Source organism: Streptomyces sp. NPDC003035, assembly GCF_042888285.1.
In the GTDB taxonomy this organism is placed as follows: Bacteria; Actinomycetota; Actinomycetes; order Streptomycetales; family Streptomycetaceae; genus Streptomyces.
On record NZ_JBIAPJ010000002.1, the window covers coordinates 384,765 to 402,660 of the forward strand.

The 17,896-nt window shown below is 66.9% G+C and carries 6 protein-coding genes; 3 read left to right on the forward strand and 3 right to left on the reverse strand.

What is annotated here, in order from left to right; all coding sequences use genetic code 11:
* Nucleotides 1-717: 717 nt before the first annotated feature.
* From ACFYV5_RS07935 to ACFYV5_RS07945, 3 genes are all read right to left on the reverse strand, one after another.
* Nucleotides 718-7,329 (reverse strand): RHS repeat domain-containing protein, encoded by a 6,612-nt coding sequence (locus ACFYV5_RS07935; protein ID WP_389165702.1) that lies wholly within the window; start codon nucleotides 7,327-7,329, stop codon nucleotides 718-720.
* A 149-nt stretch (nucleotides 7,330-7,478) separates the two neighbouring features.
* Nucleotides 7,479-11,177, reverse strand: a complete 3,699-nt coding sequence (locus ACFYV5_RS07940; RefSeq protein ID WP_389165705.1) for a LamG-like jellyroll fold domain-containing protein — start codon at nucleotides 11,175-11,177, stop codon at nucleotides 7,479-7,481.
* Between the two features lie 455 nt (nucleotides 11,178-11,632).
* A complete protein-coding gene (locus ACFYV5_RS07945; protein ID WP_389165707.1) occupies nucleotides 11,633-12,586 on the reverse strand; it encodes an AraC family transcriptional regulator in 954 nt (317 codons plus the stop codon).
* 117 nt (nucleotides 12,587-12,703) lie between these two features.
* Here ACFYV5_RS07945 and ACFYV5_RS07950 point away from each other — a divergent pair, with 117 nt between their 5' ends.
* From ACFYV5_RS07950 to treS, 3 genes are all read left to right on the forward strand, one after another.
* Nucleotides 12,704-13,717: an SDR family oxidoreductase gene (locus ACFYV5_RS07950; protein WP_389165710.1), complete on the forward strand. Its 1,014-nt coding sequence runs from the start codon at nucleotides 12,704-12,706 to the stop codon at nucleotides 13,715-13,717.
* Nucleotides 13,718-14,075: 358 nt separating this feature from the next.
* Entirely contained in the window at nucleotides 14,076-16,061 is a 1,986-nt protein-coding gene (locus ACFYV5_RS07955) for an alpha-1,4-glucan--maltose-1-phosphate maltosyltransferase (RefSeq protein WP_389165713.1), read from the forward strand.
* Nucleotides 16,058-17,785, forward strand: coding sequence for a maltose alpha-D-glucosyltransferase (gene treS / locus ACFYV5_RS07960; RefSeq protein ID WP_389165716.1), 1,728 nt, complete (start codon nucleotides 16,058-16,060; stop codon nucleotides 17,783-17,785). The genes ACFYV5_RS07955 and treS overlap by 4 nt, the downstream gene beginning before the upstream one ends.
* The last annotated feature ends 111 nt before the right edge of the window (nucleotides 17,786-17,896 follow it).

Genomic DNA, 17,896 nt, shown 5'->3' on the forward strand with positions numbered 1-17,896 from the left:
TGGCGTCGTACCGCTCCCGGGACCCCTAGCCTCGGGGTGACTTGGGGCCCTTCACGCCATCCGATCATCCCGCTTAGCTGCGAAAGATGCTCGACAGTCGGGCCAAGTCATCATTACTGAACTGACGAAGGAAGCCGCCGCCGCGCGGGGCACCGAGCCTGATTCCATTTTCAATTTATCTGCATTAACGCTCAGGCCTACCATAATGCCTCAGCATGACGAGATTTCCATCCACTTCAGAATCCGTCCACAGAACTATTTCGCCCTTATATTTCCCCAGCCAAAACGTCGCCGCGCAATTGTCAGAAAACCTCAAGAAGACGACACTCGCACCATCACTCTCTCTACTCCTCCAGCTACCCCATCCACCTTTCAGACGGTCTCCCACCTCGGCATCCGAGCACTCATAATAGCGAGCCTTCAGGCCCTTAGCCTCAAATTTTCCATCCGAGTTCAACTGCAGAGTCGAATCTAGACCCTTCCACCCCTTGGCCATATAAGCTGAATCCTCAATCCACGCCTCGGGGTATTTGGCGGCAGGGTCCTCGAGAGTCGCACATCCGGAAATGGCAAGCACTGCCACTACGGTGCCAACCATACTGCGCGCACCAGAAATCAACTCGACTTCACCTTTCGAAATGAACTTGCACAGTAGCGGCGCAGGGCTCATCTACCCTTGCGCCGCCCCATGCCCTCATTGGCCCGTCGAACCTCGACTTAGAAGTATACGACGGTCCTGAACGTGATGGTCATGTCGTGTGACCTCATCATTCCGTTACTCCCCAACGCGCGGGAGGCAATTATCCCGTCGTAATCGATCCACCTTTTCACGAATCGCTCAGACGGCGTCCCGTATCCGGTTGCAATGTGCGCAAACGACGACGCTGTCATGGGGTTCTTAATGGTTATTCGCGCCTGAATTCCGCGAGGTGTCGCCCTGAGAATCTTATACTCTGTCGTATAGGACCCCAGCACGGCAGTTGCCGAGTTATGGTCGCCGGCGATCATTGAATTGATATCGCGCTTAAACTGCCCCCCTTCATCCCCACTTGATATGGAATAGGGTCGCAGCTTGCCTTCCATTCGCCCTTCGTTTGCGTACGCCATAGCGATTTCTATCCGCTGGGCCGCAGTCAGGTCTGACGTCGCGACTTGCTGAGCAAGGCGACTGTCCTCTCCGTAGGTCTCATGCCATTCTAGGCCCTTACCAAGAAACCATTTGAGGCCGATTTCAACGGCCGGATCGTCACCTCCACCAAGAACAGCATCCTCAGGATTGCATGCCAGGTCAATCGGCATCATCCCGCAGTCGCGCGCTTTAGCGTACTCGGGGCTCGCAACGTATGGCGGAATGTACGGGAGGGCAGTCTGAACGGGCCCAGCAAGCGGGCCCCTTGCAGGTTTACCGCCACCACAAAATAGGGCGGGACACCCCGTACTTCCGCTGGCAGTCCCCTCGCTCCTTTCACTTACCTGCGCGGGGACGTCGTCCCCGAGCCTCGGCTGATGACCCGGGGTGGAGTTGCGGCAGGTGGGACAGGGCCTGGTCGGGCAGTCGATCTCGGCACACATTCCGGTGGGGTCTGAGGTGGTCATGGGATTGTTGCCGGCGTAGCTGTAGCCGTTCAGCGATGCGGGCGCGTCCGCCACGAGGAGTGGGTCGACGCTGATGAACTGGCCCAGGGTGGGGTCGTATTCGCGGGCGCCGATGTGGGTGAGGCTGGTTCCGGTGTCGGTGGGCTTACCGAGGAAGGACTTGTCGTCCGGCCAGGTACCAGCGCTGGTGCCGCGGGCGGCGCCGAACGGGGTGGTGTAGCGCTTGGTAAGGCCCTGGGCGGTGTCTCCGGTGATGGAGAGGTTGCCGGTGTTGTGGTGGTCGGCGGCGAGGAAGTGGAGCTTCTCGGTGCCGGTTTCGTTGGTGCGCAGGGCGATGGTCGCGCCTGCCGCCGCGTAGTAGCGGTTGGCCCACTTCTTCGTGCCCTTGAGGTGGACTTCGGTAGCGCCGAGATAGAGGACAGTCTCACCGCTGGTGCTGGAGGCGCGTCGGATGAGGAGCTGTCCGTCGGCGTCGTAGAGGTAGTCCGTTGCGCTGGTGCCTTCGGTGAGCTTGGTGAGCTTGCCTTCGGCGGACCAGGTCAGAGCCTGGGGGGTGGTGCTGCCTGCCGTTTCAACGCGGGCGGTGGTGTTGCCCGTGTCGTCGTAGGTGTACTGGGCGGTCTCGTCCGTGCAGTTGCCGTCGGTCGTGGTGGCCTTCAGCGCATGCGTGCGGGTGGTGTCGTAGCAGTAGGTGCGGGTGACCGGCGTGGCAGTGTTCTGCCTTTCCGTGGCCCGCTGGCCTGCTGCGTTGTAGGTGTAGGAGGTCCAGTAGGGGGCGGCTCCGCCGAGGTTTGTCACGGTGCGGCCTGCGGTGGCGCAGTCGGCGGTCTTCGGAGTCCACGCTTCGGTCAGGCGGCGCTGACCGTCGTAGGTGAAGCACTGGAAGTCGGCGCCGTTGCCAGTGTTGGCGTGGTCGGAGATGGAGGTGACGTTGCCCGCGGGGTCGTAGGTGTAGGCGGTGTCGCGCACTGCACCACGGGTCTGGTCGTCGACGTCCGCACCGGTCAGGCGGCCGGTGCCTAGTTCGTAGAAGTTGGTGAGGAAGACCTTCTTGGTGCCGCTGGCGGTGGAGGTGCCCAGGGTGAGCTGCTGTACCTGGCCCAGGTCGGTGTAGGAGGCGCCGAGCAGGTAGCCGGACGCGCCGGAGAGCCCGATGGGCAGACCGTAGTTGTTGTAAGCGGTGCTGACGATTTCCTCGGCGAGGCCGCCGGCTGCCGGTTCGGTGAGGCTGTTGACCGTGCCATCGAGGCGATAGTCGACCTTCGCGGTGATGGTGGCCGTGACCGATCCAGAGGTGACCAGGGGGTCATCTGCCGGGAGACTCAGGGTGGTAGTCGTCGGCCGGCTCATCGAGTCGTAGGCCGTGACCGCCTTGGTGTAGGCCTTGCTGCCGGTCTGGCCCTTGCCGCCGGTGTAGCGGATGGAAGCGTCGGGCAGGCCCTTGAGGAGCGAGTCGTAGGTCCACTCCGCGAGGAGGTTGGCATCACTCTTGCTGTTCTGCCACAGGCCGGTCTTGCGGCCGATCTCGTCATAGCCGTGGACGAGGACCTTGTCTTCGGCGTCCGTGGTGGTCTGGATCTGGTCGAGGTCGGTGTAGGACGTGACGCCAGTGCCCTTGTCGGGGTCGGTCGCAGTGTCCTGCCGACCATAGAGGTCGTAGGTGTACGACCACTTGGCGCCGTCGGGGCCGGTGATCTGCTTCTGCTTGCCGTCGCGGAAGAAGCCGTACTTGACCGAGGTGTAGGAGGTGCCGAGGGTCGCGCCGTAGGCGGTGTCGTCGGGTTGGGTGCCTGCGTAGGTGCGGGTCTCGGTGGTGCGGCCCAGGGTGTCGGTGATGGTCCGGGTGGCGGTGCCGCCTTGCTGGGCGGTGGTGGCCACGGAGTCACCGGTGTACGTGGTCACGACGGGGGCGAACTTCTGCACGCCCTTGACCAGGAGGGTGGACTTCACCTGGCGACCCAGGCCGTCGAACTCCACCTGCGTCTGCTGTGGTGCGCCACCGTACTCGGCACGGGTCCAAGTGCTGTTGGGAGCGGTGGTGGAGTCGAAAATGTCCGCGTAGGTCTCGTAGGCGAGGCCCCGGTCGTTGTAGCGGGTGTCGGTCAGGATGCGGCCGCCGTTAGGGGCCGGAGACTGCGACTGAAGCGGACGGAGCAGGGAGTCCACCAGGCTGTAGCTGGTGGTGTAGGTCTGGCCGTCCGGCTTGAGGGTGGAGACCGAGGTCCAGGAAGGAACGTTGGTCTGGTTGATGCCGTAGCCGAAGGTGGCCGTCGCGGTGTCACCGCCGGACTTGGAACGGTTGGGTGCCCAGGTCGCTGTGACACGGCCCAGCGCGTCGTACGTGAACTCGGTCCGCTTGAGGTTGGTGTCCAGGGTGTGCGTTACCGAGCCGCGCGCGGGATCGTAATAGGTGTACGCCTTATGGGCTTGGCCGTTGGCGAGCGTCGGCTTGGTGACGATCACGCCGGTGAGCGGACCTGCTGTGGCCGGATAGTAGGCCGTGGTAGTGACCTTGCCGGCGGCGTCGCTCACGGTGAGAGGGCGACCGAGCTTGGCGGTCGCTCCGTCGTAGGTGACCTTGGTCAGCGTCTGCCAGCCGGTGGGATGACGGTCGGCGGTGCTCCCGGAGACCACAGCCGGGTAGCCCTTCGCGCGGCCGGTCCAGGTGGGCAGGCCCAGAGTTGGGGTCTGCTCTGCGGTCCAGCCGGTGGCACCAGTGTTGTCATAAACGGCGGCGGTGTCGGACAGGACGTCACCGCGCTGGTCCGGAGCCTCGGTGCTCGTGTACTTGTGGGTGATGCCGGTGGGCATCTTCAGCTGGTCGTCGGTGAGGGAGCATGCCTGGCCCACGGTGCGGGTGCGGGAGACCAGGCTGGTCAGGCCCTTGACGTCGTTGCGTGCGTACCAGGTGCGAGTGCAGGTCTCGTCTCCGGCGGTCGACCAGTCGCCATGGTTCTCCGTACGGATGACCATGCCATAGCCGTCGTAGACATAGGTGGTGGCCAAGGCACGCCACTTCTTGGCGGCGGTCAGGTAGTTCCAGGCGTACGTCCGTGAGTTGCGGACGAATCCGGCCTTCACGCTCGCGTACGACTTCTGCTGGCTGGCGGTCTCCTTGTACCAAAGGTTGTTCACTGTGCTGCCGACGGCAAGGGCGCCGTCGTAGGTGATCTGTTGACGCAGCTGGCCCGCGTACTGATCGCTGTCGGTTGTGTCGTTGACGTTCAGTTCGTCGCCCGTGGAGCCGGGGACGTTGTCCACGTCGATGCCCGGCACGGTGACACTGCGCGTCAGCGGCGTGCCGTTGGCGTCCTTCGCCATCAGCCGGTCCCCGTGCATGCCCTGCATGTACAGGCTGACAGTCTTGGAACGGGTGGCACCGACCGATCCGGTGTAGGCGGTCACCTTCCGGTAGCCGCGCCACGAGGACCAGGTGCGCTCCTTCTCCTTGGTGAAGGGGTCGTCGTTGTAGTGCCAGGCCGGACCCTCGTAAGTGTAGGCGTGCTCCACGCTCGGATTGCGGCCGGCCGGGTCTGCGGTGCCGACCGCGATCACCCGGTACTTGTTGAACCAGTCGAGCTGCGGGTCGCCGCCGTTGATCGGCCAGTACACCGGGTAGCAGGACAGGCTGTTGTTGTCCTCGGCCGCGGGCATCTTCGAGCCGCGCACACACTCGGGCTCAGAGAGGGCGACGGTGGTGATCGCACCGGTTTCAGAGCTGATGGTGGAGATCCGCGGGCGGGTCAGCGGCACGGCATCATCGTTGGCCCCGTCGACGCGGTTGGCGCGCTGCTGGTAGGTGAAGCCAATGGTCGGGAGGTCGATGGCGGTGCCGTTCTTGCCGGTCCGCTTCAGCCCGATCAGGGTCCAGACCTGGTCAGAGCTGTTGCCGATGTCCTGACCGTCGTAAATGTCCTGGGTCAAGGCGTAGGAGTCGACCGGCTTGTAGGCATCCGGCTCGGCAGCCGTGGACCACACATGGGTGTGGATGGCCGAAAGAATCTTTCGGGTGAAGAACGCCGGGCCTGTGGCCTTGCAGTCCGTCTCTGTGGAGGTGCAGATCGAGTCGAAGGGGACGTCTGGCCATCTGTCGGCGGTGTCCGCGGTCAGCGTGCCGCAGCCGCTGCCGCTGTCCTTGCAGCGTTCCTTGTAGGCGAAGGTCACCTTGCCGGAGGCGATGCCGGTGAACAGGGTGGTGGAGCGCTGGCCGTAGCGGATCTCGTTGAGGTGGCCGCCGCGGGTGTAGGAGGCGAGCGCGGTCTTGTCGCCGTTCTTCGCGTAGTGGTTGGTGTCGGCCGTGTACCAGTAGGTGGAGGCGTTGCCGTGCACGTCCTCGACCAGGTCGAGGTTCCAGCGCCATGCCTGCTGCTTGGCCCGGCCGGCGAAGGAGGTGCCGGCGGAGTAGCCGGGCTCCCCGGAATCGTCGCCGAAAACGGGGACGGTCCACACCGAGTTGGTGCGCTCGCTGCCTGCCCCTGCGAGCTTGTTCAGGCCGAATGTGTAGGTGGTCCCGTTACCGGTGATGACCTTCCAGTGCTCGCCGGCGCCGTCGACGGAGGCGTCGCCCTCGTCGCCGTTGTCTGCGCCAGTCTCGTGGACGACCTTGGAAGCGTCGTCGTTCTTCAGCCGCCACTGGCCGCTGGCGTCATCCTTGACCAGTTCGGTGGCCTTGCCATTGAGGACGAGGGAAGCGTTCTCGTACTTCCAGCACTGGTCGTTCTTGTCGGTCTGGCCGTCGTCGTCGCACGAGCCGTACTTGCGCTCGACGTACGAGGAGGTCAGGTCGAAGCCCTCGCCGACCAGCGAACCCTGGTTGTTGGTGTTGGCCGTGCGCCCGTCGATGCTGCCCGAGTCGTAGGACATCGACAATGAGGGCGCCGGTCCAGCTGCAACCGGCGGAACCGAGATCGGGTACGACCAGGTGAACGCGCCCGACGAGCCGCCAGCCTCCCAGGAAGAGGAGGCCGACAGAGGGGTCGCCTTGTAGTCGCCCGCGCCCTTGTCCGAGCCACCCGTCGTGGTGGCAGCCAACGCCATCACCTGCGGAGCGGTGTCGACCCGCGTCAAAGCCGCGGTGACCGTCTGCTTCTCGGCGTTGTTCTCCGAGGGGATCGGGGCGGTCTGGCGACACTCGGCCTTCTGCGGTGTGGTCAACGCGCACGCCGGCAGCGACACGAGTCCCAGACGGGTGGCCCACGCACCGCCGATCGCGGAACCGAAGGTGCTGTAGTCGACCTCTACCTCAGCTGCCCCCGGCTCTCGGGCTGCCACGGTGAACAGCACACCAGTGACTCCCGCAGCCCGGGCGGCCTTCTGGTCAAGCACCTTCACCGTGGACGTACCGGACGCAGGGCGCTGCACCAGCCGGGCAGCCCCCGCCCCCTCCACCCCGCGCACATCCACCAACGCGGCGCTCGAGGACGCAGAAGAGGAGTCCAGTCTGCCGGTGAGCGTCTGTGCCTTCGGCCAGGTGCTGCGGGCACGCTCCTGCTCGGCCAGGGCCGCCAGCTGACGGTTGGCCGCCCGCTCTTGCGCGACCTTGGCACGTTCCTTCTTGGCGCCCGGCTCGGTGACAGCGTGCACCTTCACAGGTGTGGACGCGGGGACTTCCGGACGTCCCGGAAGCTCCGCCGCCTGTGCCAAGGGCACCAGCGGCGTGGGTATCGACAACGCGAACGCCAGTGCGCCGATCACGGCACTTTGGCGTGCGCGCAGACGCGTACGTCTGGACACGACGAAACGACTCCTTCTGATCATTCGATCAAGGTGAGGAAGATGGGGGGACCTGGACAGGGGGCCAAGCGGCCAGCTGTGGACGGGGCGGGGCGCTCGATCGCGCCCCGCCCCGCCGATGAGGTTCGTGCGAGGGGGTCTCCGCCGGTTCAGGGCCCGACGACGGCTGCCACCTGCTGCTCATTGGTCAGAGCGCCGGCCCAGAGGCGGATGTCGCTGATCCGACCGGGCAGGTAGTTGCCCCAGGCACTGCCGGTCCAGCCCTTTCCGACGGTGAAGCCTGATCCGACCGTGGACTGGTAGGCCAGCGGCACGCCCTGCTGGGCACCGCCGACGTAGAGTCGGACCGTCTGCGAGGTGGAGTCGAACACTCCGGTCAGCCGGATTTCGTCGGAGGGGGTGAGGAGCTCCTCGCTGTGCACCGAGATACCCGTTCCGTTGGACGTCAGGCGACCGAAGTGCCAGCGTCCGACCGGAACCTGCTTGACGATCACATTGCCGGTCTCCTCGTCGATCACCGGATCATCTCCGGCGTCGACTTCGGCGTCCTGCATTCCGGTCTTCTCGAACCAGATGCCCCACGAGGATCCCGTCCCGGTCTGCTGGCCCAGGACCTGCACTCGGGCCCCGTTCGCCATGGTCTCGAGCTTCATCGTGTCCACGGCCACCGCCGTTGACACGGAGAAGGAGCCGGTGTCGTCCAGCGGGGGACGGGCCGTCGAGGCGGAGTCGTCCACACCGTCCAGGACGATGTCCTCGCCGTTCAGCGAGGCGCCCGAGGCTATGGTCAGGGTGTTGCCGTAGCCGCTGCCGTCAGGCAGGGAGGAACCGGAGCCGCCCGCCGGGTTGTACTGGGCGACCAACTCGACGTAGCCCCAGTGCTGCGCGTCCTTCGCCCCGGCCTCGACCGCCAGCTCCTCGGGCGACAGCGGACGCTGCCACATGGCCAGCTCGTCGATCTGTCCGGGGAAGTAGTCCACGTAGGAGCCTGCGTACTTGGCGCGTCCGACCTGCAGTCCGCCGGTCGACGCCCATATGCCTGTGGTGAAGTCGTCGCTTCCCTGCGGAACCCCATTGACGTAGAAGGAGATCTTCTTGGTCGTCGGCGTGGTGTCCACCACCACGCCGAGGTGAGTCCAGGCTTTGGGCTGTGGCGGCTTCAGCGCGTTGACACGCTGGGTCTCAGCGTTGTCGGGCAGCCGGACGCACCAGGTCCGAACGTCCGGGCAATAGCTCAGGTAGAAGGCACTGCTGTTGCCGCTGTCCTGCCCGAGGACGGTGGCGTAGGCCGAACCGGCGGCGTCGAGCCGTGCCCAGGCCGTCAGCGTGTATGAGGCGTGGGTCTCAACGACCTGCTTGGTGGTCGATGCCGCGCCCTGACTGGTGTTGGTCAGCGCCAGCGCCTTGTCCTGTGACTTGGTTCCATCCGCCGCGGTCAGTTCGCCGCGACGGCCGTGCTCGGTCCGGGTCGCGCCGGCAGCGGTGAGAGTCAGATTGTTCTGCAGCGCAGTGTTGGTGGGAGAGCGGTCCACCGCTTCGCCGGACGCCTCGTTGAAGTCCCAACGGCCGACCGGCCCCTCTCCCTCTTTGACCAGGAACTTCACCGCCGACTCGCCGAAACGCCCGAGAGAGTCCTTGGCCTGAACGTTCAGGATGAAGCTGCCGGACACCGGAGGGGTGATGCTGGCGGTGTACGACCCGGAGGTCGCGGCCTTCCAGCCGCTCCACGTCACGTCCGTGGAGAGCTTGTACTGGTAATGGGTGTTCACGTCGCCAGCAACGGGACTGAAGGTGAGCGAACCCGCCTGGCCCGGGCCGCCGCCCGGCACACACGCACCCGAGACGCACTCGGAGTACACCGAGTTGAACTTCACCACGGGAGGCTTGGGCGCCTCGGGATCCACCTTGAAGTAGCACCAGGAGGCACCGCCGCTGCTCAATGGAGCCGTGTAGGAGGTGTTGGGGTATGACTGCGTGTTAACGGTGAAGCGGTAGAGAGTGCCCTCCTTGAGAGCTACATTCCATTCCTTAGCCTGGTTCGGGAAGTCCTTCACCGTCGTGCTGTAGGACAGGTGGCCCGTGGTCGGGGCAAGGGAACCCGTCGTCGGCTGCGGCGCATCGAACCACGTGCCGTCCGGGTTCTTCCCATCCACGTCGAAATACAGCCGCAGCATCGCGCCGCTCTCCCCACCGGACACAGTGCGAGGCGTTGCCACGAGGATCGGCGTGGGATCGGAAACCGTGGTCGGAGCAGACTCGGACTTGCTGCAGATCTGCGTGGAGCCCGAGGGGAAGCCGTGCTCGGCCGGCGTCGCCGGCTTGCTCACGTACGTCACCCTGATCACCGCGTCGTCATCGAACCGCTTCCAGGCGACCGTGTCCGTCTCGTCCTTCGCCATCAGCATCAGCGTCAGCAGGCTCAGCTTGCCTTCGGCGAACGACCGGACGGTGGATGTCAGGTTCTCGTCGGTCTCCTGCGGGTTGTCGTTGAACTCGATCACCGCGCGCGGTTGGGAGGGGGAGCATGCCGTTCCCCGGCCGGCTGAGACATAGCGGTCGCCCAGCTGGTCCAGGATCGCCGGGCCCGGCCACTTGGAGGACGAGGAGATCGGGTTGGTGCGCTCAAGATCTACCCAGCGTCCGCTGCAGGAGAACGACCAGGTCTCGGTCACCGCGAAGGTGGCGTCCAGGACGTGCTTGCCCTTGAGTCTTTCGGGCGTGAACTCGAAGTACATGCGGTTCACGTAGCCCGAGCCGCAGTAGTACGACACGCCGTTGATCACTGCGCTGCCGCACTTGCCGACGCTCATGCCGTTGTCGCCGCCGGAGAAGTTGTAGAAGACATCGCCGTCCGAAGACAGCACCGTACGCTCCGACTCGTTCAGCTCCACCGACGGGTCGATGTAGAGCGGAAAGTCCTCTGCCTCAGTGGCGGCGATCAGGTCGCTGTCAGGCACGACCGTCAACGAGTCCGTCGCCAGCTCCACTTCCATCACCGCAGCCTCGTCGCCGGCCCCAGGGCCGGCCAGCGGGTCGCCCTCCTCCGGCGGTGCCACCGGCTCGGATGCCTCTTCCTGCGCGGACGCGCCACTGGTGGGAGAACCAGAGAGCGCTCTGCTGCCCGCGCTCTGCGTGTTCACCCCGGCGGCCTGGACCGGCGCGACGTCGTCGTCACCGGCGGAGTTCCACATCTGAGCGCTCGGCGAGCGGAAGACCACCTGGCCGTTGCCGTCCAGCGCCTCCACGCTGCCAACCGCCCCCTCGCGCAGTCGCAACCCGTCGGCTTTCAGGCCGTACTCGATGGACTTCATCCCGGGCAGCGCCGCCGCCTCGGGGGTCTCCACCTCCAACACCTGCCGGAAGCCCTCGACCGTCGCAGTCATGATCAGATTCACGTCCGGCAGGACGTTCTCGTAGACGGCGCGCTCACCGTCGAGCGTGGGCTCAGGCAGTCGGCCAGGCCAGCCCATGGATACCGACTGCCCGGCCTGCCCGATCGTCACCAGCCCTTCGCCCGCGCCGCCGCCGGAGAACGACAGGTCTACGACGGCGGCCTTCGGACCGATCGATCCGTCCTCGCGCCGCACCAATGTCGCGTCCGGCCTTGCCCAGCCGTTCTCTGTGTCCACCCGGACCGGAACGATCGACTTCTCCAGCGTGAACGTCGCGCCATCCGGGTTCGCGAACACCGTCTCGCGCTCGGTCCGCTCCCCCAACACCTCCACCCGATCACCGGATGCGGCGGCTTCCTGCAACGCCTGCTCCGACTCCGTCAGAGCAACTGCAGGAGCGTCATCCGCCATGGCAGAGCCAGCGGTCAGCGTCGATGCGACGCTCGTCAAGACCACCCAGGCCGTCGTCAGAGCGAGTACACGCCCTCTTCCCTGGGCCCGCTTCGCGCGCCTCAGTCTCACTTTCATTCCCCCACCCGTAACTGCAGCGGACACGAGACACGCACGGTCCGGCATGACATGCGACTCGCATGCATGTGAAGTGAAGATCATCAGTACTTTGTGACCTTCTTGTGCAGCGATCCAATGGCCTCAATGACGCCCTGTCAACGCATCTGACCTGTGCATATGAGCCAGGCGTGCGGGCGCGGACCAGACATCTCGCACCGACTGCCACGAGCAAATCCGACACATAACCCCAAGTCGGGGTGACGGAGATAACAGCCTGTCGGCGAAAAGGAGAACCCTCTACCAAGAACCGCGATGGTGGCCCACAGGTGTACGGGTGGGGTGCTGAGGGCGGAGCCGCGCGGCGCTGAACGCAAAGATTGCTGCCGCCGGTTCTTTGAGGCTCACGCCGCGTGGTCCACCCCCGCCCGGTACTCCCCCGGGGTCACCCCGAACCACTTGCGGAACGCCAGGTGGAACCCGACCGCGCTCTGGTAGCCCACCCGTGCCGGGACCGCCGACTGGGGGAGCGAGGTCTCGGCGAGCAGCCGGGCCGCCTCCTGCATGCGGCGGCTCGTCAGGTGGCGGGCCGGGGACTCGCCGACCAAGTCCCGGAAAGCGGCCGTGAAGGCCGAGCGGGACATGCCGACCTCGCGGGACAGGGAGTCGATCGTCCAGGGTTCCGCGAAGCGGGTGGCGATCACCACCAGGGCGCGGCTGATGCCGGGGTGGCGGAGCATCGGCAGGGAGGTCGGGTTGTCGGCGAGTTCGCGCAGGAGGGGGCGCAGGGCAAGGACGAGGGCCATCTCGAAGGCGCGCAGCGTGATGAGGCGGTCCCCCGGGCCGACGGGGCGGTCGGGGGAGGCCAGGAGGCGCAGGGTGTCGCGGAGGAGTGGTTCGCGGTCGACCTGGGGGCCGTCGAGGACGAGCGCCCACGGCAGTGAGGTGTAGAGGCCCGTGGCCGCGCTGGCGTCGTAGTGGAGTCCGGCGCACAGCAGCCGGCTCTCCGGGCCGCTGCCGTCGATGACGATCTCGCCGGAGGTGCCCGGCTTGCGTTCGGGCAGCACCGCCTTGAGCGGGACGCCCTGGCGGTCGGGCCGGTCGGCCAGCCGGTGGGCCGTGCCGGTGGGGAAGACGATCAGGTCACCGGCGCGCAGTTCCAGAGGCGTTCGGCCGTCGCCGGTGATCCAGCAGCCGCCCTCGACGATGTAGTGCAGTACGGCACAGCTCTGTTCGGCGTCCCCCTCGATGGCCCAGGGCGCGCGGACGTGCCAGCGGCTGTCGAAGACGCCGGTGAGGCGGAGCGGTTGCAGCAGCTCGCTCAGCAGGTCGTCACGGTCGGTTCCCACGGTTTCCATGGACGATCCTTCAACTTCCGCCCCGGTTTGTTAATTGAACCAACGAAGCCCCCGCCGCAGCCTGAGAGTGCCGTCAGGCAGCAGTAGCCACAGCCTATCGAAGGGCCTCAACCACACATGTCCAGTCAGATTCCGATGAGAGTCGCGGTCGTGGGAGCGACCGGTTTCCAGGGGGGCGCCGTGGCGCGTCTGCTCGTCGAGCGGCAGCACCGGGTGCGCACGCTCACCCGCCGCCCGGCCGGCGACCGGCCGCCGCTGCCCGGCGCCTCCTTCGTCGCCGGTGACCTGGCGAGCCGGGCGGACGTCCGGCGGCTCTTCGAGGGCACGACCCATGCCGTGGTGACGATGCCTCTGGTGTACGAGCCGGAGCGGGTACGTCTCTACGCACGCAACATCGCGCTCGCGGCCCTGGAGGCCGGCGTCGTGCGCCTGGTCCACAACGCCAACACCCGCATCCCGCAGGGGCCGACCTCGGTGGCCGCCTTCGAGACCCGGCGGATCGCCGAGGAGGTGCTGCGGGACAGCGGCGTGCCACTGGTCGTCGTACGGCCGCCGGTGTATCTGGACAACCTCTTCTCGCCATGGAACGGCCCGGCCCTGGTCGGCGAGGGCGTGCTCGCCTATCCGCTGCCCCCGTCCGCGCCGACGGCCTGGCTGTCGCACCGCGACCTGGCCGAGGCGGTGCTCGCCGCGCTGACCGTGGAGGGTCTCGACGGCCGCACCTTCGACATCGGCGGGTCGCACTCGCTGACCGGGGCGGAGCTCGCCGCCGCGTTCGGCCGAGGGCTCGGGCGGACGGTGCAGTACGTGCAGCTGCCGCCGGCGGTCTTCGAGCGCGGGCTGGCCCAGCTCCTCGGGCCGGAGACGGCGGCCGGGGTCGCCGGGATCTACCACTACATGGCGACGGGCTCGGACCCGCTGCTCCTGGCGGCCGATGACGGCGTGTCGGCGGAGGTCCTCGGAGTGCGCCCGGCGCCGGTGGAGGAGTGGGTGACGCGTCAGCCGTGGCAGGTCTGGGCCGGCGACGCGGACACGGGCACGGAAGCGGAGACGGACCCGGACACCGCCACTGCCACAGACACCGGCACGGGCACGGGCACGGAAGATCAGTCGCCGTCCGCACAGGGCTGAGCCCCCTCTCCCCGAAGGCCCCCGCCTTGGGCCGAACGGCCCAACCCGGTCAGGCCCACGCAGCGGGCCTGACCGTACGGCCGTTCGTGAACCGGTCTCGTCCCACAAGGACGAGGCCGGTTTCTTGTGGGTGCCGTGTGCTTGTCCGTGCGGCTACGTCCGAGTAGTTAACAAAGCGCCGGATTGGCCACCCTGAGTGGGTGGAAGGCTCCTCCGGTACACCCCCGTAGACCCGCCATCCGAGTGAACGCGGACAGGAGCGGCCATGCCCGCAACCCGCCAGCCGTCGACGGAGCTACAAAGAGCGCACCACCACCCGCACCCCCGCAAACCCTCAGGTGATGCTGTGAATCCGCTCATGGGACGTATTCCCGTACTGGACGTCCGCCCATTGGTCGACTGTGGCCGCCGTCCCGCCAAGGCCGTGGCCGGTGAGACCTTCGAGGTGACCGCCACCGTCTTCCGCGAGGGCCACGACGCCGTCGCCGCCAACGTCGTGCTGCGTGGCCCGTCAGGGCGACCCGGCCCCTGGACCCCGATGCGCGAGCTGGCCCCCGGTACCGACCGGTGGGGCGCCGAGGTCACGCCGGACGCCGAGGGACTGTGGACGTACACGGTCGAGGCGTGGAGCGACCCCCTCGCCACCTGGCGGCACGCCGCGAAGATCAAGATTCCGGCGGGGATCGACTCCGAACTCGTCCTCGCCGAGGGCGCCGAGCTGCACGAGCGCGCCGCGAAGGGCGTCCCGAAGAAGGGCGGCGGCCGGGAGGCCGTGCTGGCCGCCGCGGACGCGCTGCGCGACGAGTCCCGATCCCCCGCGGCCCGCCTCGCGGCGGCGCTCGCCCCGCAGGTGACCGGGGCCCTGGACCGGTACCCGCTGCGCGAACTGGTCAGCGCCTCGCCCGCGTTGCCCCTCCAGGTGGAGCGCGAGCGGGCGCTGTTCGGTTCCTGGTACGAGTTCTTCCCCCGCTCCGAGGGCGTGAAGAAGGTCCGCGGCAAGACCAGGCCGGGGACCTTCCGGACCGCCGCCGAGCGGCTGCCGGCGATCGCCGCGATGGGCTTCGACGTGGTCTACCTTCCGCCCATCCACCCCATCGGCACCACCCACCGCAAGGGCCCCAACAACGCGCTCTCGGCGAGCCCGAGCGATGTCGGGGTGCCCTGGGCGATCGGCTCGCCGGAGGGCGGGCACGACGCGGTCCACCCGGACCTGGGGACGATCGAGGACTTCGACGCCTTCGTGGCGCGCGCCCGGGAGCTGCGTCTGGAGATCGCGCTGGACTTCGCGCTGCAGTGCTCGCCGGACCACCCGTGGGTGGAGAAGCACCCCGAGTGGTTCCACCACCGGCCCGACGGCTCGATCGCCTACGCCGAGAACCCGCCGAAGAAATACCAGGACATCTATCCGATCGCCTTCGACAAGGACATGAAGGGGATCGTCGCCGAGACGGTACGGGTCCTGCGGCACTGGATGGACCACGGGGTACGGATCTTCCGCGTCGACAACCCGCACACCAAGCCGGTGGTCTTCTGGGAGCGGGTGATCGGGGAGATCAACCGGAAGGACCCGGACGTGATCTTCCTTGCGGAGGCGTTCACCCGGCCCGCGATGATGCGCACCCTCGGCGCGATCGGCTTCCAGCAGTCGTACACGTACTTCACCTGGCGCAACACGAAGGCCGAGCTGACGGAGTACCTCACGGAGCTGTCCGGGGAGGTGGCGGCGCAGATGCGGCCGAACCTCTTCGTGAACACCCCCGACATCCTGCACGCGTACCTCCAGAAGGGCGGCCGGCCCGCCTTCGAGGTGCGGGCCGTGCTGGCCGCCACGCTGGCGCCGTCCTGGGGCATGTACGCCGGTTACGAGCTCTGCGAGGGCACCGCGCTGCGCGACGGCAGCGAGGAGTACCTGGACTCGGAGAAGTACCAACTCCGGCCGCGCGACTGGGAGTCGGCGGAACGGTCGGGGGCCACGATCGCCCCGCTGATCACCACGCTCAACCGGATCAGGCGCCGTCACCCGGCCCTGCGCCGGCTGCGGAACCTGCACTTCCACACGACCGACAACGACCAGGTGATCGCGTACAGCAAGCGGTCGGGTTCGAACACCGTTCTGGTGGTCGCCAACCTCGACCCTCACCACACCCAGGAGGCCACGGTCTCGTTGAACATGCCGGAACTCGGCCTCGACTGGCACGAGACCGTACCGGTGCGCGACGAGCTCACCGGCGAGACCTATCACTGGGGCAGAGCCAACTATGTGCGCCTCGAGCCGGGCGTCAGGCCCGCGCACGTCCTCGCTCTGCGACCGTCCCCGTCGATCGGAGGGTCACCCACCTCATGACTGTCAACGAACCCGTCCCCGACACCTTCGAGGACACGCCCGCAAAGGACCGTGACCCGGACTGGTTCAAGAGGGCCGTCTTCTACGAAGTGCTCGTCAGGTCCTTCCAGGACAGCAACGGCGACGGCGTAGGCGACCTCAAGGGCATCACCAGCAGACTGGACTATCTGCAGTGGCTGGGCGTGGACTGCCTGTGGCTGCCGCCGTTCTTCAAGTCGCCGCTGCGGGACGGAGGCTACGACGTCGCCGACTACACCTCCGTCCTCCCGGAGTTCGGCGACCTCGCGGACTTCGTGGAGTTCGTGGACGCGGCGCACCAGCGCGGCATGCGCGTGATCATCGACTTCGTCATGAACCACACGAGCGACCAGCACCCGTGGTTCCAGGAGTCGCGCACCGATCCGGACGGGCCGTACGGGGACTACTACGTCTGGGCCGACGACGACAAGCAGTTCCAGGACGCCCGGATCATCTTCGTCGACACCGAGACGTCGAACTGGACCTTCGACCCGGTGCGCAAGCAGTACTACTGGCACCGGTTCTTCTCGCACCAGCCCGATCTCAACTACGAGAACCCGGCGGTGCAGGAGGAGATCCTCTCGGCCCTGAAGTTCTGGCTGGACCTCGGCATCGACGGCTTCCGGCTGGACGCGGTGCCGTACCTGTACCAGCAGGAGGGGACCAACTGCGAGAACCTCCCGGCCACCCACGCCTTCCTCAAGCGGGTCCGCAAGGAGATCGACGACCACTACCCGGACACGGTGCTGCTCGCCGAGGCGAACCAGTGGCCGGAGGACGTGGTCGACTACTTCGGCGACTTCACCTCGGGCGGCGACGAGTGCCACATGGCGTTCCACTTCCCGGTGATGCCCCGGATCTTCATGGCGGTACGGCGGGAGTCGCGCACCCCGGTCTCCGAGATCCTGGCCAAGACCCCGGCGATCCCGTCCCGCTGCCAGTGGGGCATCTTCCTGCGCAACCACGACGAGCTGACGCTCGAGATGGTCACGGACGAAGAGCGCGACTACATGTACGCGGAGTACGCCAAGGATCCCCGGATGCGGGCCAACATCGGCATCCGGCGGCGGCTCGCCCCGCTCCTCGACAACGACCGCAAGCAGATGGAGCTGTTCACCGCGCTGCTCTTCTCGCTGCCGGGTTCGCCGGTGCTGTACTACGGCGACGAGATCGGGATGGGCGACAACATCTGGCTGGGCGACCGGGACGGGGTGCGGACCCCGATGCAGTGGACGCCGGACCGGAACGCGGGCTTCTCGTCCTGCGACCCGGGCCGGCTGACCCTGCCGGCCATCATGGATCCGGTCCACGGCTACCAGGTCACCAATGTCGAGTCGGGCATGGCCTCGCCGTCCTCGCTGCTCCACTGGACGAAGCGGATGATCGAGATCCGGAAGCAGAACCGCGCCTTCGGGCTCGGCTCGTACACGGAACTGCCCTCGTCCAATCCGGCGGTGCTCGCCTTCCTCCGGGAGTCCGCCCCCGAAGAGGGTTTCGACGCCGATCTGGTGCTCTGCGTGAACAACTTCTCGCGCTTCGCCCAGCCGACGGAGCTGGACCTGCGGCAGTTCGACGGGATGAGTCCGGTGGAGCTGATCGGCCAGGTGCGGTTCCCGGCGATCGGACAGTGGCCGTATCTGCTGACGCTGGCGGGTCACGGCTTCTACTGGTTCCGTCTGAAGAAGGCCCGGTCGGCCACGAGCTGAGGGAAGTCGGGCCAACTGCCCGGGGTGGAGCGGGTTTCCCCCGCGCCACCCTGGGCACTGTGACCCACACACGGTCGATTCAGGTCCATACGGGCCTTCTTGTCGGGCCCA

Coding starts and splice junctions, on each gene's coding strand:
- ACFYV5_RS07945 (WP_389165707.1), bottom strand. CDS start 12,586: ATGGAAACCGTGGGAACCGACCGTGACGACCTGCTGAGCGAGCTGCTG.
- ACFYV5_RS07955 (WP_389165713.1), top strand. CDS start 14,076: ATGGGACGTATTCCCGTACTGGACGTCCGCCCATTGGTCGACTGTGGC.
- ACFYV5_RS07950 (WP_389165710.1), top strand. CDS start 12,704: ATGTCCAGTCAGATTCCGATGAGAGTCGCGGTCGTGGGAGCGACCGGT.
- treS (WP_389165716.1), top strand. CDS start 16,058: ATGACTGTCAACGAACCCGTCCCCGACACCTTCGAGGACACGCCCGCA.